Annotated in this window: 15 protein-coding genes; 7 read left to right on the top strand and 8 right to left on the bottom strand. The window is 69.3% G+C overall.

Going from position 1 to position 15,374, the window contains the following annotated elements:
• Positions 1 to 61 precede the first annotated feature (61 nt).
• Both ACIP6N_RS01965 and ACIP6N_RS01960 read right to left on the bottom strand, forming a co-directional pair.
• A complete protein-coding gene (locus tag ACIP6N_RS01965; RefSeq protein ID WP_401812052.1) occupies positions 62 to 244 on the bottom strand; it encodes a hypothetical protein in 183 nt (60 codons plus the stop codon).
• A 30-nt stretch (positions 245 to 274) separates the two neighbouring features.
• The gene (locus ACIP6N_RS01960; RefSeq protein WP_401812615.1) at positions 275 to 529 is read right to left on the bottom strand and encodes a DUF5133 domain-containing protein; all 255 of its coding nucleotides are present in this window, start codon (positions 527 to 529) and stop codon (positions 275 to 277) included.
• A 305-nt stretch (positions 530 to 834) separates the two neighbouring features.
• On the opposite strand from ACIP6N_RS01960, the gene ACIP6N_RS01955 reads away from it, so the two are divergent.
• Complete coding sequence (locus ACIP6N_RS01955; protein WP_401812051.1) at positions 835 to 2,826, top strand: hypothetical protein; 1,992 nt, start codon at positions 835 to 837, stop codon at positions 2,824 to 2,826.
• 7 nt (positions 2,827 to 2,833) lie between these two features.
• A complete protein-coding gene (locus ACIP6N_RS01950) occupies positions 2,834 to 4,315 on the top strand; it encodes a branched-chain amino acid ABC transporter substrate-binding protein (RefSeq protein ID WP_401812613.1) in 1,482 nt (493 codons plus the stop codon).
• 32 nt (positions 4,316 to 4,347) lie between these two features.
• On the opposite strand, the gene nhaA is transcribed toward ACIP6N_RS01950, so the two are convergent.
• On the bottom strand, positions 4,348 to 6,261 hold the full coding sequence (nhaA, locus tag ACIP6N_RS01945) for a Na+/H+ antiporter NhaA (RefSeq protein ID WP_401812050.1): 1,914 nt from the start codon (positions 6,259 to 6,261) through the stop codon (positions 4,348 to 4,350).
• Positions 6,262 to 6,476: 215 nt separating this feature from the next.
• On the opposite strand from nhaA, the gene ACIP6N_RS01940 reads away from it, so the two are divergent.
• From ACIP6N_RS01940 to ACIP6N_RS01920, 5 genes are all read left to right on the top strand, one after another.
• Positions 6,477 to 6,644, top strand: coding sequence for a hypothetical protein (locus tag ACIP6N_RS01940; protein WP_401812048.1), 168 nt, complete (start codon positions 6,477 to 6,479; stop codon positions 6,642 to 6,644).
• Positions 6,641 to 7,360 carry a hypothetical protein gene (locus ACIP6N_RS01935; protein WP_401812047.1) on the top strand — a complete coding sequence of 240 codons (720 nt, stop codon included), beginning with the start codon at positions 6,641 to 6,643 and terminating at the stop codon, positions 7,358 to 7,360. Before ACIP6N_RS01940 ends, ACIP6N_RS01935 begins: the two co-directional genes overlap by 4 nt.
• Positions 7,361 to 7,445: 85 nt before the next feature.
• Positions 7,446 to 8,369 (top strand): DUF6895 family protein, encoded by a 924-nt coding sequence (locus ACIP6N_RS01930; protein ID WP_401812046.1) that lies wholly within the window; start codon positions 7,446 to 7,448, stop codon positions 8,367 to 8,369.
• A complete protein-coding gene (locus ACIP6N_RS01925) occupies positions 8,366 to 9,502 on the top strand; it encodes a serine hydrolase domain-containing protein (protein WP_401812045.1) in 1,137 nt (378 codons plus the stop codon). The genes ACIP6N_RS01930 and ACIP6N_RS01925 overlap by 4 nt, the downstream gene beginning before the upstream one ends.
• Positions 9,503 to 9,668: 166 nt before the next feature.
• The gene (locus ACIP6N_RS01920) at positions 9,669 to 12,392 is read left to right on the top strand and encodes a glycosyl hydrolase family 95 catalytic domain-containing protein (RefSeq protein WP_401812043.1); all 2,724 of its coding nucleotides are present in this window, start codon (positions 9,669 to 9,671) and stop codon (positions 12,390 to 12,392) included.
• A 69-nt stretch (positions 12,393 to 12,461) separates the two neighbouring features.
• Here ACIP6N_RS01920 and ACIP6N_RS01915 read toward each other — a convergent pair whose 3' ends face one another.
• The 5 genes from ACIP6N_RS01915 to wrbA all read right to left on the bottom strand — a co-directional run bounded on the left by ACIP6N_RS01915 (position 12,462) and on the right by wrbA (position 15,319).
• Positions 12,462 to 12,638: a CsbD family protein gene (locus ACIP6N_RS01915; protein ID WP_401812042.1), complete on the bottom strand. Its 177-nt coding sequence runs from the start codon at positions 12,636 to 12,638 to the stop codon at positions 12,462 to 12,464.
• A gap of 91 nt (positions 12,639 to 12,729) precedes the next feature.
• Positions 12,730 to 13,704: a non-homologous end-joining DNA ligase gene (gene ligD, locus ACIP6N_RS01910; protein ID WP_401812041.1), complete on the bottom strand. Its 975-nt coding sequence runs from the start codon at positions 13,702 to 13,704 to the stop codon at positions 12,730 to 12,732.
• 33 nt (positions 13,705 to 13,737) lie between these two features.
• Positions 13,738 to 14,082: a DUF1232 domain-containing protein gene (locus ACIP6N_RS01905; RefSeq protein WP_401812040.1), complete on the bottom strand. Its 345-nt coding sequence runs from the start codon at positions 14,080 to 14,082 to the stop codon at positions 13,738 to 13,740.
• Positions 14,083 to 14,228: 146 nt separating this feature from the next.
• Entirely contained in the window at positions 14,229 to 14,552 is a 324-nt protein-coding gene (locus ACIP6N_RS01900; protein WP_401812612.1) for a plasmid stabilization protein, read from the bottom strand.
• Between the two features lie 149 nt (positions 14,553 to 14,701).
• A complete protein-coding gene (wrbA, locus tag ACIP6N_RS01895) occupies positions 14,702 to 15,319 on the bottom strand; it encodes an NAD(P)H:quinone oxidoreductase (RefSeq protein ID WP_401812039.1) in 618 nt (205 codons plus the stop codon).
• Positions 15,320 to 15,374 lie beyond the last annotated feature (55 nt).

Genomic DNA, 15,374 nt, shown 5'->3' with positions numbered 1-15,374 from the left:
GAAGAGACGGTACGGGGTCGGGTGTCTTCGCCGCTTCCCCCAGCGGCTTCGCGGACGCGCCCTACGCGGACCTGAGGGGGTCGTGTTCGATACCGGCGGGGCCCTGGGACGAGCGGAACCTGGACTTCAGCGAACTCCAGTCCAGGGCGCTCTCCGCCTGCCGTTTGGCCTGGTCCGCGGCCTCGCGGGCCTCGCTGACCACGTCCCCATGCTCCCGGACCAGCTGGTCGTAGATCACGTTCATGTCGTTCTGGTCTCTCTGATCGTTCCCGCGTCAGGCCGTGAGCCGGACGTCGGGGTCCGCTTCGGTCCGCAGGGGCATGGGGTCGGCAAGGGCGGCGGTCAACTGCTGCTCGGCGGTGGCCAGCGCGGCTTCCACGGTCTGGGTGCCGGTCGAGACGCACAGAGTGTAGGCGACGTCGTCGAGCCGGCGGCGCGTCTCGAAGGAGCCGCGTTCGGCGTGCAGGAGCTGCGACTTCTCGTACCGTTCGACCAGCTTGCGCAGGATCGCGGGGTGGGCCATCAGCACGGTGTTCTCTCCCTTGGGGTCCGGGGCGTCCGGCACGGTTTCTCCGGCACGTCCCTTTCGAGAAGTGCGGCCTTCGTCCATGGCCCCTGCCCGTCGTACGACCGTCCATGCGCGCCCGCGGCCCGGGCCGCTTGTGAGACACGTCACCAGCGGTCCTCGCACCGCGAAGAGCGTCAGCGGCGCGCGACGATATCAACACGTGATGCCAACGATGCGGCAACCCGGGTGACTTGGCAGATGCGGCCGCCTACCGTGGCTCTCTCAAGCCACCGTTCGTCATCGGGTGGCCGACGGGGGAGAAGGACATGGAGCCGGGGGCCGGTCTTGGACTGCGTGGCCGCAGTGGCATCGTCTCGCTCGTAGACGTGTGCCTGAGAGAGCCGCCGGGGGCCGATCGGCCCGTCACGATGCTGCTCGGGCCGCGCGGCAGCGGCGCGAGCGAGGCCCACAGCGCCCTGATGGAGCGCTTCGGTCCCGAACACCCCTTCGCCTACGTCAACTTCGGCGGAACGCAGACACTGCTGCCCAGGTACGCGCTCGCGCTGCTCGCCCGCCAGCTGGAGCGCAAACTGCCCCGGTACGGGCGCTCCCGCTTCCCGCTGCTGAGTCTGGGGCTGCTCGCCTCCGACCAGGAACTGCGCATCCGCAGTCTCGCCGAGGGACGGCACGCGGTGCAGCGGCAACTGGACCATTTCCAGCACGCCAACGAGGCCAGGTACGGGGACTATCTGGCGGCTTTCTTCGAAGTGGGCATGGGTGCGGTCGGGATACCCGAGGGGGCTTCCGTCGTCGCGCTCGCGGTGTTCCAGGACGCGCTCAGGCGCGGCAGGAACCGGTTGCCGGGGCTGGGACTCACCGGCAGGCTCACCACCGGGGCACACTGGTTCGGGGCGCACCCGCTGACCCGCAACAGGGATCCGTGGGAGGCGCTCGTCGAGCTGAATCTGTGGCGGCACGAGGGCGACGAGCAGGAGCACGAGCGGCTCGACCGGCTGCTGTTCTCCGCGTTCCTGGAGGATCTGCGCCGCAACACCGCGCGTTCGTTCATGCCGCGCTCGTATCTGCTGCTGCTGGACAACTGCCATTCCGAGTACGGGCGCCGCTTCCTCGATCTGCTGGTGCGCGCGCGTCACGACGACGCGGTGATCACGGGCGGCGCCTGCGACCCGCTGACCGTCGTCGCCAGCACCAACCGCTGGCTGCCCCGCTGGGGGCCCGCCACCGGCGACGCCTGGCCGTGGCAGTCGCGCGGTCCGGACCGGGCCTCGCTGGCGGACTGGAACGACCACCGGCCGACCCGGGACAGCGAGGACACGTGGTGGTATCCGCTGCGGCTGCGTGACCTCAACCTCGACGAGGTCCGTATCAGGATCGAGCTGCAGCTCGGCGGGAACCCCGAGCTGGCCCCGTACACCCGGCTGGCGCCTTTCGTGCACCGGCTGACCGGCGGGCTGCCGCGCGCGGTGCAGCAGATCCTCGACGTGCTGCGGCAGTCCGGGGCGCCCGCGGAGAGCGGCCCCGACCAGGACCGCTGGCTGCGTACGCTGCCCGAACAGCCGCTGGTGAGCGGCGAGGTGACCCGTACGCTCACCGAGACCGCGCTCAGCCATCTGCTGCGCGGCCTCGACCCGATCGAGCGCGCCATGCTCGCCGAGTGTGCCGCCGCGCGCGATCTGTCGGTGGGTACGCGGGTGGTGGGCCACGGGGACGCGCTGTTCGGCGAGATGCGCGCGCGCTGGCTGCTGGCGGGGCCCGGCTCGCTGGTCCCCATGCTCCATCCGTGGCTGCGGCGCCTGCTGCTGCGGCAGCTGGCCGGGCGGCCCGACGACTGGGACACGGCGCACGAACTGCTCAGCGACTACTACAGGGCCGAGGACAGGCCGGTCGAGGAGATGTACCACCAGCTCGCCCTGCACCGCTTCGACGAGGTGGTGGAGCATCTGGTCCGGCGCTTTCGCACCGTCCCGGCCGCACAGTGGATATCCGAGTTCGACATCATCACCTCGGCCCCCAACCGGCTGCCCCTGACGGGTGGTCCACTGGAACTGCTGGCCTCGCTGGGCTCGCGCGGGCCGGAGCGGGCCATCGATTCGGCGGCCGCGGTGCGGGGGCTGGTCACCGCGCGGTGGGTGTGGAGCGATCCGCTCGCCGATCCGGGGATGCGGCTGGGCGACATGATCGCCGACGGCTTCACCCAGCTGTCCCAGCTCCGCAGGAACGACATCGTTCCGCTTTTCAACGAGGCGGACCGCTATCGCAATTGGCGTCATCCGCAGACCACCGCAGGAGAGGGCTGATCCCGTGATGGTCAGAGTCGAATGGCCACTGCACGTCGTCCGCAGAATCGTGCTCGGGACGCTCGCCGCCGCCGTCCTCGCGGTCGGCGGCTGGTTCCTGGTGTCCTGGTTGCAGGAGAACGCCGCGCGGTGCGGTGACGGCGTTGTCAAGCGGGGCGCGGATCACGAGTGTGTCGGTGTGACCGACGGCTCGTTCGTCTTCGCGCACCACCTCGCTCCGGTCGAGAAGAAGATCAGGGACGAGAACGCCAGGGTGGAGAAGAACGCGTCCAAGGAGCCGTACGTCACCGTCGCCTACCTCACCACCTTCACGCTGAAGCCCGGCGACAGCAACTCTCCCGAATCGGTACGGCACGAGCTGGAGGGCGCGTATCTCGCGCAGTACCGGCACAACCAGGGGGATCTCGCCGCCGCCCCCAAGATCCGGCTGCTGATCGCCAACTCCGGGAGCAGGTCCGGTCAGTGGAAACACACGACCGATGAGCTGATCAAGCTCAAGGACTCCCCGGACAACCTTGTCGCGGTCACCGGTCTCGGCCCCAGTACGGACGAGAACCTGGAGACGGTCAAACTGCTGTCGGAGAACGGCATCGCGATGGTCGCCTCCATCATGACGGCCACGAACATACAGAACATAGACAATTTCGTACGGGTGGCTCCCACCAACATCGACGAGGCGTACGCCGCGTCGATCTACCTCAAGCGGCAGAAGTTCCGTACGGCGGTGATCGTTCAGGACGCCGCCAGGGGCAACCTCTACGCGGCCACTCTCGGGAAGGCGTTCACCGAAGCCTTCCCCGACGGCAAGGGACACCAACTGGTCGCGGACACCATGACGTACGACTCGTCAGTGGCCAATGCCTGGGAGAACGAACTCCAGTTCATGACAGGCCAGTTGTGCGACCAGACGCCCCAGGTGATCTATTTCGCCGGGCGCGGGGCACACCTCACCCATTTCCTCGACGCGTTGTCCAACCGGCACTGCCAGAAGCAGAAGTTCACCGTGATCGCCGGTGACGACACCACCAACCTGACGTCGAAGGAACTGGCGGCCGCCGCCCGGACGAGGATCAGCGTCCTCTACACCGGCCTCGCCCATCCCGACATGTACCGCACCAACCCCGAGGCGGTCTCCGCGCCGTCGGCCACGTTCTTCGCCGACGGCCAGGAGCTGGACCGGTGGTTTCCCAACGAGCCGCGAGACGACGGGAAGGCGATCATGGGCCACGACGCGGTCCTGACGGCGGCGAAGGGCATCCAGATGGCCGCGAGCGGGCAGAGCGAGGTGACGGGCGAGGCCGTGGGAAGGATGTTCCACCAGATGAACGCGCGCCAGCAGGTGGCGGGCGCGAGCGGCTTCATCTCCTTCCAGAACAATGGCAATCCGCGTGACAAGGCCGTCCCCGTGCTGCGGCTGACCGCGAACGGCCGGGCGGAGTTCGTCGAGGTCTCCGCCGCGAGCGGCCGCCCCCAGGAGAAGCAGCAGTGAGCGCGGCGCCGGGCAGCTGGTTGAAGGGACGTTCAGTCGCGGCGTGCCAGGGAGGCCCGCTGCCTGGCGGCGCGTACGGCGGCGGAGAGGTGGTCGATGTCGTACGCACCCCGGTGGCGCCGCCCGTTGATGAAGAACGTCGGCGTGCCCGAGACGCCACTGAGGTCGGCGGAGTCCACGTCCTCGGCGATCCGTCCCGCGCCCCGGTGCTTGCGTACGTCGTGCTCGAAGCGCTCCAGGTCCAGGCCGAGTTCGGCCGCGTAGCGGTGCAGATCGGCGGGGCGCAGCTCGCCCTGGTGGTCGAGCAGAAGGTCGTGCATGGGCCAGAACGCCCCCTGGTTCGCGGCAGCTTCCGCTGCCTCGGCGGCGACCTGGGCCAGCGGATGGACGTCGGTCAGCGGCAAGTGCCGCCATACGTAACGGACATCGCCGAAGCCGGCGAGCAGCGCGCGGATGACCGGTTCCGCCTGGCCGCAGTACGGGCACTCGAAGTCGCCGTACTCGACCATCGTGACCGGCGCCTCGCGGGGGCCGCGTACCTTGTCGCGGTCCGGGTCGACGGGGACGGCGAGGTCGATGACGGCCTCCGTCGTACCGAGCAGCGCGCGGTTGCGCCGTTGCCTCGGCAGCAGGCCGATGACGGTGGTGACCGCCCAGGTGGTGACGAAGGAGGCGAGCACACCGCTGACGGTGCCGATCTTCGCCTCTTCCAGCCGTACGTCGTCGAAGGCGAGCGTGGCGATCAGCAGGGACACCGTGAAGCCGACGCCCGCGCTCGTGCCGCCCGCCGCGACGGCGCCCCAGCCGACGGGCGCGCGCAGCCGGCCACCGCTGAAGCGGGAGGCAAGCCAGGACGCGCCGAGGATGGCGACCGGCTTGCCGGCGACGAATCCGCAGAGGATGCCGAGTGTGACCGGTGAGGTGAAGGCCCGGGACAGCTCGCCCGGACTGAGCCGGATACCGGCGTTGGCCAGGGCGAACAGCGGCACGATCACATAGCTGCTCCACGGGTGGTACATCCGCTGGAGCCGTTCGTTCGGCGAGATCGCGGAGGCGAGACCGAGCCGCGCCGAGCGTTCGAACTCCGGTGTCGGCTGCTCGCGGAACCGCCGGAAGAGACCGCTCGCCCGCTCCAGGTCACCGCGCGCGGCCGGGTAGGCGTAGGTCAGCAGGCCCACCGCCAGCCCGATGACGACCGGGTCCACACCGGACTTCAGGAGGGCGACCCATCCGACTGCCGTGAGCGCCGCGTACACGAGCCCCTGCCGTACCCGGAGAGCGCTGAGCGCGAAGATCGCCGCCACGGTCCCGACGGCCACCAGCAGCGCGGTCGGCCGGACATGACCGCTGTAGGCGACGGCGATGACGGCAAGCGCGACGAAGTCGTCCACGACGGCGATCGAGAGGACGAACGCGCGCAGCCCCGCGGGCAGTCGGGCGCCGAGCAGGGCGAGCGTGCCGAGCGCGAACGCCGTGTCCGTGGACATCGCGGCGCCCCAGCCGTGTTCCGAGCCGTGACCCGCGTTGATGGCGAGGTAGATCGCGATCGGCACCAGCATGCCGCTGAGCCCGGCGATCACCGGCAGCGCGACCCGTCGGCGTTCGCGCAGTTCGCCCATGTCGAACTCGCGGCGCGCCTCCAGTCCGACGACGAAGAAGAACACCGTCATCAGGCCGCTGTTGACCCAGCTGCGCAGTTCCAGCGACACACCGTGCGCGCCGCCGCCCGATCCGATCCGCAGCGAGAAGCGCGTCTGCCAGAAGGTCTCGTACGACGCGGGGCCGATGTTGGCCCACACGAAGGCCGCGAGCACACCGGCCAGCAGGACGGCGGCACTGCCGGTCTCGGTACGCAGGAATCTGCGCCAGGGCGACGGGGTCTCGGAGTCCGTCGCCGTCTGGTCCGTGTAGCCGGAGCCGGACGACGCCGAGGAGGGTTCTGACACGCGGCGATTCTCTCTCCCGGGTGACAGGACGGCCCGTCTGTGCCTCTCGTCGGCGCGTCACCCGCCGACAGACCGGTCTGTCTGAACATCACCCCCGCTCAGAGGGCGATTTGCCCACAATTAGACCATATGCCTTATCGCCACTAGGGTTGAACGTGCTGGCCCAGACAGGGCAACAGCGTCTATCCGAGGAGCTAATGATGCTTTCTCAGACCATGAGGCAGAGCGAAATCACCCTGGAGCGCGACACGTTGGTGGCGGCGATTACCGAGCCCGAAGCGCCCATGAGCGATGCTCCGGTGTACGCGCCGGAGGCCGGCGGCGTCCTGCTTCTGCTGGCTCTCCTTTCCCCGAGGGAGCCGAAGGAGCCGAAGACCCCGTGAGTCCCGACCGGTCGCGGACCGCTTATCACGCATCGGCGGCCGGCCTGGCACGACGTGCCCTCGGCGCCCTTCAAGGCGTCGGGGGCACGGCCATGGTCGCCGAGCACGTCGAGGGAGCACCCGATCCCGGCGCGGCGCTGGCCGCCATCCGGATCCTCGGCGCCGACACCTTCGCCCCCGCCGTACTGGCGGGTGCCGCCTTCCACCCCGAGGACGCCGAGGCCGTGGCCCTCGCCTTCAGCCTGCTGCCGCCCCCGCAGGGGGCACCCGTCTCGCCTCCCACAGGCCCCGAGGAGCCCTGGCTGCTGGCCTGGCGCGACTGGGGAACCGCGACACTGCTGGCCGTACTCACCGGCAGTGACACCACCGAGCTGGCCCAGTCCCGGCCGGCCGGGCCCTCGGCGGACGAGGACTGGGCCCGCTGGTCGGTCACGATGGGGCAGCTGTCCACACTCGCCCTGCCCGGTCTTGACGGGCCCGTGCACGACCTGGCCCGCAGGTCGCCGCTCGGCCTGGCCCGTGGAGCCACCCGGGCCACGCTCCGCCGCGATTATCCCACCGCTGCCCGGATCGCGCGCTGGCTGGCCTGGCTGCACGCGGACGGCGTGAGCCTGCCGCTCGACCCCGCTCCGCTGGTCGAGCACATCAGCCTGATGGCGGCCGGTGACCGGCTCGCGCTGGACACCGCGATCGCCCGCCATCTGATCGGCGCCTGATACCAGCGCCCGGCCGCCCGCTCGCGGTGTCCGAAGCGGCGCCCTGAGCACCGCCCGCCCGCCTCCTGATCGGACCGAGAACCTGATGGCCATGCCTGTGACACACACCGCCCACCAGGTCGCGTCCCAGGCGCTGACCTGGCTGTACACCCAGCGCGGGCACGGCGCGCTTCCGCCGGGCACCACCGCGGAACTCGCCGAGCCCAACACCGTCTACAAACCGCTGGGTGAGACCGCGCTCGCCGCTTCCCTCGTCCTGCGCGAAGCGGTGGCGAGCACCGAGGAACTGGCCATCGCCCGCGAACTGCTGGACTTCACCTGGGAACAGCTCGGCGAGGGCTCGATGCTCCACGAACGGCTGTTGCGCTACCCGATGATGAGCGATCCGCTGGAGACGTACGTTCATTTCGCCCGCAGCGGCTACCACCACAACGGGCTGGACCGGCTGCTGGAACACACGACGTCGCTGCGCTCGGCGCGCGCTGTCGAAGTGCTGCCGAACCGGCGGCTCGCCGTCGCCAACGCGGCCCGGGTCGCCGGGCTCGATCAGGGAGAACGTGCCACCGACTGGGCCGGACTGACCCGCGCCACCTGGCTGGGCGCGCTCCCCGAACCGTGGCTCATCGACTGGATGACCGCGTACAGCATGACGCACACCGTCTTCCATCTCACCGACTGGGCGGGCACACCGTCCGGGCTGCCCGCCGATCTCACCGCGTACGTGACCCACTGGCTGCCGGTGTGGACCGACATCTGGGCGGAGATCGGCGAGTGGGACCTCATGACGGAGCTGATGATCGTCGGGAGCTGCCTCACGGATCCGCGCTGCGACTCCGGGGACTGGGAACGGCTGGCTGCCCTGCAGCACGAGGACGGGCTGGTGCCGCGCGGCGAAGGAATCGTCGAGAACGATCCCGCCGAACGTTTCGCCGCACACCACCACAGCACGGTGGTGTCGGCGGTCGCCGGCACCCTGGCCGTCTCCCGCACTCTGGGCGCCGTGGCGTGACCTCGGAGGTCTGTTCGTACGAGGTGGGCGCGGCCCCGGAATGGGCCCGCGCCGCCGCGCTCCCGGTCGTCGCCGCGGCGCCGCCCCGGAGCGCGGTCGCTGTCGCGCTGCGCCATGGCGACCGGCGGGCCGTCGTCACGCACGGCCGTACCGCCCACGAGGGTGGTGTGCCGGTGACGGCCGACACGCGGTTCGAGGCCGGCTCGCTCACCAAATGCTTCACCGCACTGCTGCTCGCCGAACAGGCAGCCCGGGGTGAGGTCTCGTACGGTGATCCCCTCAGCCGCTTCCTGCCGCCGGACGCCCTGCCGCCGGCGCACGGCGCCTCGCCGGCGCTGCTCCATCTGGCCACGCACACCGCCGGGCTGCCCCGGCTGCCGCCGGGCATGCTCACCGGCGCGGCGGCCCGCTGGTTCAGCAATCCGTACGCGGAGTTCACCACCGCCGACCTGCTGCGCGCGCTCGCCCGCACCCGCCTGCGCACACCGCCGGGCTCCCGGGTGCGCTACTCCAACTTCGGTGTGGGGCTGCTCGGTCACCTCCTCACCCGGGCCGCGCCCAGCCGTCCGGAGTACGGAGCCCTCCTCGCGGACCGCGTACTCACCCCCCTCGGCCTGGCTCGCACCACCTGCGCGCCCGACGCCGCGCAGGCCACCGGCTACTGGCACGGGCGGCCCCGCGAGCCGTGGCAGATCCACGGTCTCGCCGGAGCGGGAGCGGTACGGTCGAGCGCACGCGATCTGCTGACCCTGCTGGACGTGCTGGCCGACGCCTCGCAGGAATCGCCGGGACATTGCGAGGCGACCGGCACGGAGTCAACGCCCTTGCGCGCAGCGCTCGTTGACGCCACTCGGCCCCGGCTCGCGCTGCCGGGCGGCACCCGGCGGATGGCCCTGGTCTGGAACATCCGGGTCCGGCCGGGCGGCGAGGTCTACCACCACTCGGGCGGTACCCGCGGATTCACGGCGTTCGCCGGCTTCGGTCCGCGCGACCGCACCGCCGTCGTGGCACTGGCGAACACCCAGCCCTCCGCCGACCAGCGCTTCATCCAGAGCGCGTACAACGCGCTGCTCTCGCTGCCGGCCTCCGGGGAAACTGAGCCTACTGGAGATCCGATCAATCGGGCCCGCTGAATCGCGAATTACTTCAGCGCCGCCACTTGACGGTCCCAAACCTCCGATGTTCACTGCGTGTTGCCACATTCTTACCGCGCTCCGCCTTGCCGCACCTCCCCGCACCTCCCCGCACCTCCCCCCGCGCCTTCAGGTGCCCCCTCGCCGTCAGTGGGAGAGACACACGATGAAAGTCACCCGCCTGCTCGCCCTCCTTCTCGCCGTGGTCTGTCTGACCAGCGGCATCGCCGGATCACCGGCCGCGTCCGCGGCCACCACGGACGCCGCGTTCAACTCCTCGACCGGCGCGCTGGATGTGGACTACGCGAGTTATCTGTCCAAGCACGACGTCGTATACAACAGACCCAACACCGACCCCGATTACGGCCTGACCGTCGGCAACGGCCGGGTGGGAGCGATGGCCTGGCAGCAGAACGGCCTCAGCATGCAGGTCTCGGGCGTCGACACGTCCCAACAGACCGCTTTCGGAGCCGGTTTGGTCAATCTGGCCACCACGCCGGCGATGGACAGCGGCTACTCCGCGTACCAGCAGCGCCTCTCGCTCTACAACGGCACACTGACGACCACGTACGACAAGAACCGCACCGTCACGGTGATGGGCTCACCGAACTCCGAAGTGATGGGCATCCACGTCGACGACACGCGGAGCGGAGTGTCCGCCGTCTCGCTGGACCTGAGCCTGTGGGACGTCAGCCAGCTGGGCAACAGCGGCGACGTGCCCAACCTGGACACCTGGAAGACGGTGTCCACGTACGCGGACTCCACCGGCGCGGGACTGAGCCGCGGCCAGGCCGACCCGCAGAACTTCGGGTACACGCTCGCCGCCACCGTGGAGGGCGCGCCGTACACCGCCAAGGTGGTCGACAGTAAAAAGGTCCGCCTGACGATCACACCCTCCACCAGCTACACCATCTGGTTCACCTCCAGCAGCCGGCTGAACGCGCCGGGCCACGACTCGGTCAACCAGGCGAGGAACGCGCTGAATTCGGTGAAGAACACGGGTTACACGAACACGCTGAACAGCTACCGCGACTGGTGGCACTCGTTCTGGCAGAAGTCGTTCGTGCAGTACTCCAACGCGGCCGGTGACGCGGACTACATGGAGAACGCCTACTACCTCGGCACGTACATGATCGCCGCGGGTGGTTCCGCCAACTACCCCTTCCACTTCATCAACGGCGATTTCCGGGCCACCGAGGACAACACGAAGTGGAGCAATTCCTACTGGTACTGGAATCAGCGGGACGTCTACAACTCGTTCCTGGCGTCCAATCACACCGATCTGATGTCCACGTTCAACAACCTGTACAGCCGGAATTTCGACACACTGAAGGCGTACACCAAGACCAGATACGGCGTGGACGGCATCTGGGTGCCCGAGACGATGGGCTGGGACGGCAACGCGCGCGGCACCGTGAACAGCGACTACACGAAGAACATCTGGTCGACCGGCACCGAAGCCGCGTACAACATGTATCTCCAGTACAAGTACACGAACGACACCAACTACCTGCGGAACACGGCCTATCCGTTCATGCGCGAGGTCGTGAAGTTCTACCAGTCGATGCTGTCCCTCGACAGCTCCACCGGTAAGTACTACGTGGCGTCCTCCAACTCGCACGAGACGTACTGGAACGTGCCCAACGCCATCACCGACCTGGCAGCCGTGCGCAGCCTGTTCCCGGTGGCCATCCAGTCGGCGAAGGACCTGGGCCAGGACGCCTCTCTCGTGCCGCAGTGGCAGAAGATCCTGGACAACCTGATCGCGTACCCGTCGGACGCGAACACCTACCTGCCGCACACGCCGCCGATCGCGCAGACACGCAACAACGAGAACGTCGCGTCCGAGCTGATCTGGCCCTACAACATCACCGGGATCGGCTATCCGGACCAGCAGAAGGCCGTCAGCACCTGGAACGCCAGGCCCTTCCCGTACGGCAACGTCTGGGCGAACGACGCCGTCCAGGCCGCCCGGCTCGGCCTCGGGAACCAGGCCTTCGACGGTATGAAGACCATGCTGCGCAAGTACCAGACGTATCCGAACGGCCTCACGGACAACACCAACGGCGTCTTCGAATATCTCGGTGTGCACCTGTCCGCGATGAACGAATCGCTGCTCCAGTCGTACAACGACAAGATCCGTGTCTTCCCCGCCGTGCCCTCGGACTCCTCGTTCACCGGCAAGTTCACCCTGCTGGCCAAGGGCGGTTTCCAGGTCAGCTCGGAGCGCGAGGCCGGCGAGGTCAAGTACGTCGGCCTCAAGAGCCTGTACGGCAACAGCACCACGATCGTGAACCCGTGGGGTACCCAGCAGGTCCGCGTCCGCCGGGTGTCCGACAACGCGACGGTACTGACCACCGGCGACGCCGAGTTCAAGCTCGACACGTCAGCCAATACCGTGTACGTCGTGGAACGCACCGCGAAGCCGCTCAGCTCCTACGGCTCCACGAAGCTCACGGGCACCGCCAACCAGGACGTGAAGACCCTGCGGGACACCAACTCCACGCTGGGCCTGGGCAAGACGGCGGATCCGATGGTCAACGACACGGCGCTGACGTACGACAGCGACTGGTACGGCACCAACGCGCGCGGCTACGGCGACTACAACGACGACACCCACCACACCAACACGGTCGGCGCGAAGGCCCAGTACACCTTCACCGGCACCGGGATCCAGTATCTGTCCGAACGCAACGGCGACATGGGAACCGTCGATGTCTATCTGGACGGCGCCCTGCAGAGCACGGTGAATCTGAACGTGTCCGGGGCGCGCCAGGTCCAGCAGGTGGTCTGGCAGAAAACCGGGCTCACGTCCGGCTCGCACACCATTCAATTCGTCAACCGCAGTACGTCGGTCGGAATGATCGACGCGCTCAAGGTTATTTCCTGACAATGGAAAAAGGGCCCCGGAGGACCGATCACGGTCCCGCCGGGGCCCTTTTCGCACAAGCCCGTGCGGTCAGCGTTTGAAAGCGTCCTTCACCTTTTCCTTCGCCTCACGCACATCGCCCTTGGCCCCCTCGGCGCGCCCTTCCGCCGTCATGCTCTCGTTGCCCACCGCTCGACCGACGGTTTCTTTCCCCTTGCCCTTGACCTGCTCGATCTTGGCCTGGGTCTTCTCGTTCTTCTCAGTCACGATCATCACGTCCTGCCGTGCTCGAAATCAGTGGACACACAATCATCTGGCCGCGAATCCGCCTGCTAAACGTGGCGCGCGAATGGACCGTTCATCCGAGCCGGGTCAGGTCCGGGCGCAGCCGGTGCCAGACCGGGTGCCGGAGGAGGTGCGCGGCGGTCCAGCCGGAGAAGACGATCTCGGCGACGAGCCGGGGCTCGACCCAGTGCGGTGCCGCCACGTCCACCGGATTGGTGAAGGGCGACCCGTCGCGGGGAATGACGCCCAGATAGCGCGCGAGGCCGTACCGCTCCTCGTCGGACATCCCGGAGCCGACGGAGCCGACGTACCGCAGCCCGGCCGGTTCCTCCACGCCGACCAGGACCGCTCCCGGCAGTCCTCGCAGCCCGCCGCGCCCCTCGGACCAGCCGCCGATGACGACGTCCAGGGGCAGTACGTGCTTCGTCTTACGCCAGTCGGGTGAACGGAGGTTCGGGGTGTACCTGCCGGTGAGCCGCTTCGCCACGACACCCTCGAACCCGTGGCGCAGGGTGCTGTCCCAGGCCTGCTGCCCGTGTCCCTCCATGTACGCGGGCGCCGCCCAGTTGCGCCCGGCGAGACCGAGCCCGGCCAGCACGGACCTGCGCTCCTCGTACGGGAGGCCGAGCAGTGACCGGCCCGCCAGGTACATGATGTCGAACAGCACGAGCTGTACGGGGTACTCCATGGCCAGCCGCGCCGCGCGGCGCGGGTTCGCCACGCCCATTCTGCGTTGCAGGAGCCCGAAGTCGGGGCGCCCCCGGGCGTCGAGGACCACGACTTCCCCGTCGAGGACCGCGGGCGTGCCCCGGAGCTGTTCACCGAGGGCGGCCAGCTCGGGGTAGCGCGGCGTGGCGTCGTTCCCCGCGCGGGTGGTCAGCCGTACGGTGCCGTCTCCCGGCGCCGCGACCACGCAGCGCACGCCGTCCCACTTGACCTCGAACGCCCAGCCGGCCTGCTCGGCCACCGCGGGCAGCGGCCCCGGGACGGCCAGCATGGGCCGGATCTCGGGAAGAGGGGCGGGCGGGGGTGCGCCGGGCGATGCCATGTCTCCGATGGTCGGGGGACATGAGGGCGCCCGCTATTTGTGCGTGAGGTGCTCCACCGGCTTTGCGCCCCGGCCGGGACGGCGGCGGGCGAGCTGGGCGGCGTACGGCAGCTTTCCCTCCGCCGTGTGCAGGGAGCGGAGCGCCACCAGCAGAAAGCCGATGTCGTCGAGGTAGATGGGGTCGGGCAGCAGGTCGGTGGGCAGGACCAGGTAGATCATGGCTGCCCAGAACATCCAGCGGTTCCCCGCCGGGACACCCGCCGCGCGCAGCCTGCGGCGCGCGCGTACCAGCCGGACGGCCAGGACGACGGCTCCTGCCAGCGTGATCAGCGCCAGGAGAACGCCTGCCGCGATGAGGAGTTGCAGTTCGGTGCTCATGGGTGGGGTCTTCTCCTTGGGGGTCGGCCTCCCCTACCGCTTACCCCCGCACGGGACCGGCAGTGGTCCCGCAGCGGAGTCGTCCCCCGTCCGCCGGGGGCGCCGCCCTGGGGCGATGCCCGGTGCGGAGTGGTCCCACACTCCGGTCAGCGGCCCAGTTTCCGCTGGAGTTCGGCCTTGTTCATCGACGAGCGGCCCTCGATGTTGCGGCGCCTGGCCTCGGAGTACAACTGGTCGTACGTCGGACCCCGCGCGCCGCTGTGCGAGCGCTGTCCGCCGCGCCGGCCCGACGACATGTCCTGGGTGGAGGTCTTGCTCGCGGTGCGGGACTCTCCGGAGCGCGCCCGCTCCTTGTTGACGGTCCGCGCGGCGATCTCCTCCGCGCGGCCCGTGCTCTCGCCGCGCTCGCGGGCGCTCTCCTTGATGTGTTCGTACTGGCGCTCACGCTTGGGGCTGGACCCTCGGGGCATCATGATCACTCCTCGCGGCGGTCACCGTTGTCGGACTCACCCTGCTACCCGCCGCACGGCCCGGCAACAGGACCGGACAAGAGCGAAGACAGGGCCGGGCGGCCGCCACGAAGCGACCACCCGGCCCTGTCCGGCAGACGGAGAAAGCGTCAGGCCCCGGCGCCGGCCTTCAGCGTGCGCGCGACGCGGACCACGCGCTCGGCCTGGACACGCGCGGCTTCACGGGTCTCGTCGTTGACCGGGTTGTTGCCCTGGGCGTCGATGTGCGAGGTGCCGTACGGGTTGCCGTCGGAGAACTTCGCCGGGTCCGTGTAGCCCGGGGCCACCACGATGCCGCCGAAGTGGTGGAAGGAGTTGTAGAGCGCGAGCAGCGTGGACTCCTGGCCGCCGTGGCGCGAGGCGCTGGACACGAAGCCGCTGTAGACCTTGTCGGCGAGCTTGCCCTGGGCCCAGAGGCCACCGAGGGTGTCGATGAACTGCTTGAGCTGCGAAGCGATGTTGCCGAACCGGGTGGGGCTGCCGAAGATCACGGCGTCCGCCCACTCGATGTCGTCGGGCGTCGCGACCTCGATGCCGGCGGTGGCGCTGTGGTTGGCCGCCCACGCCGGGTTCGAGTCGATGGCCGCCTGAGGGGCCAGTTCGGCGACGCGGCGCAGCCGCACCTCCGCGCCCGCCTTCTCGGCCACTTCGGTCAGCACCTTGGCGATTTCGGTGTTGGTGCCGGTGGAGGAGTAATAGACAACGGCGAGCTTGACGGGGTCACTCATGGCTGGCGCCTCTCTTCGTCGGACGCGCGTGCCGGCACGACGGCACGTGCGATCA

The organism is Streptomyces sp. NPDC088725 (assembly GCF_044751305.1).
In the GTDB taxonomy this organism is placed as follows: domain Bacteria; phylum Actinomycetota; class Actinomycetes; order Streptomycetales; family Streptomycetaceae; genus Streptomyces.
The sequence above is the reverse complement of the archived record's forward strand: the minus strand, read 5'-3'. Positions and strand labels throughout refer to the sequence as shown.

What these genes read in the sequence shown, in the direction of transcription:
- ACIP6N_RS01965 (WP_401812052.1), bottom strand. Translation starts at nt 244, where the DNA reads ATGAACGTGATCTACGACCAGCTGGTCCGGGAGCATGGGGACGTGGTC.
- ligD (WP_401812041.1), bottom strand. Translation starts at nt 13,704, where the DNA reads ATGGCATCGCCCGGCGCACCCCCGCCCGCCCCTCTTCCCGAGATCCGG.
- ACIP6N_RS01950 (WP_401812613.1), top strand. Translation starts at nt 2,834, where the DNA reads ATGGTCAGAGTCGAATGGCCACTGCACGTCGTCCGCAGAATCGTGCTC.
- wrbA (WP_401812039.1), bottom strand. Translation starts at nt 15,319, where the DNA reads ATGAGTGACCCCGTCAAGCTCGCCGTTGTCTATTACTCCTCCACCGGC.
- ACIP6N_RS01905 (WP_401812040.1), bottom strand. Translation starts at nt 14,082, where the DNA reads ATGAGCACCGAACTGCAACTCCTCATCGCGGCAGGCGTTCTCCTGGCG.
- ACIP6N_RS01940 (WP_401812048.1), top strand. Translation starts at nt 6,477, where the DNA reads ATGAGGCAGAGCGAAATCACCCTGGAGCGCGACACGTTGGTGGCGGCG.
- ACIP6N_RS01930 (WP_401812046.1), top strand. Translation starts at nt 7,446, where the DNA reads ATGGCCATGCCTGTGACACACACCGCCCACCAGGTCGCGTCCCAGGCG.
- ACIP6N_RS01920 (WP_401812043.1), top strand. Translation starts at nt 9,669, where the DNA reads ATGAAAGTCACCCGCCTGCTCGCCCTCCTTCTCGCCGTGGTCTGTCTG.
- ACIP6N_RS01955 (WP_401812051.1), top strand. Translation starts at nt 835, where the DNA reads ATGGAGCCGGGGGCCGGTCTTGGACTGCGTGGCCGCAGTGGCATCGTC.
- ACIP6N_RS01900 (WP_401812612.1), bottom strand. Translation starts at nt 14,552, where the DNA reads ATGCCCCGAGGGTCCAGCCCCAAGCGTGAGCGCCAGTACGAACACATC.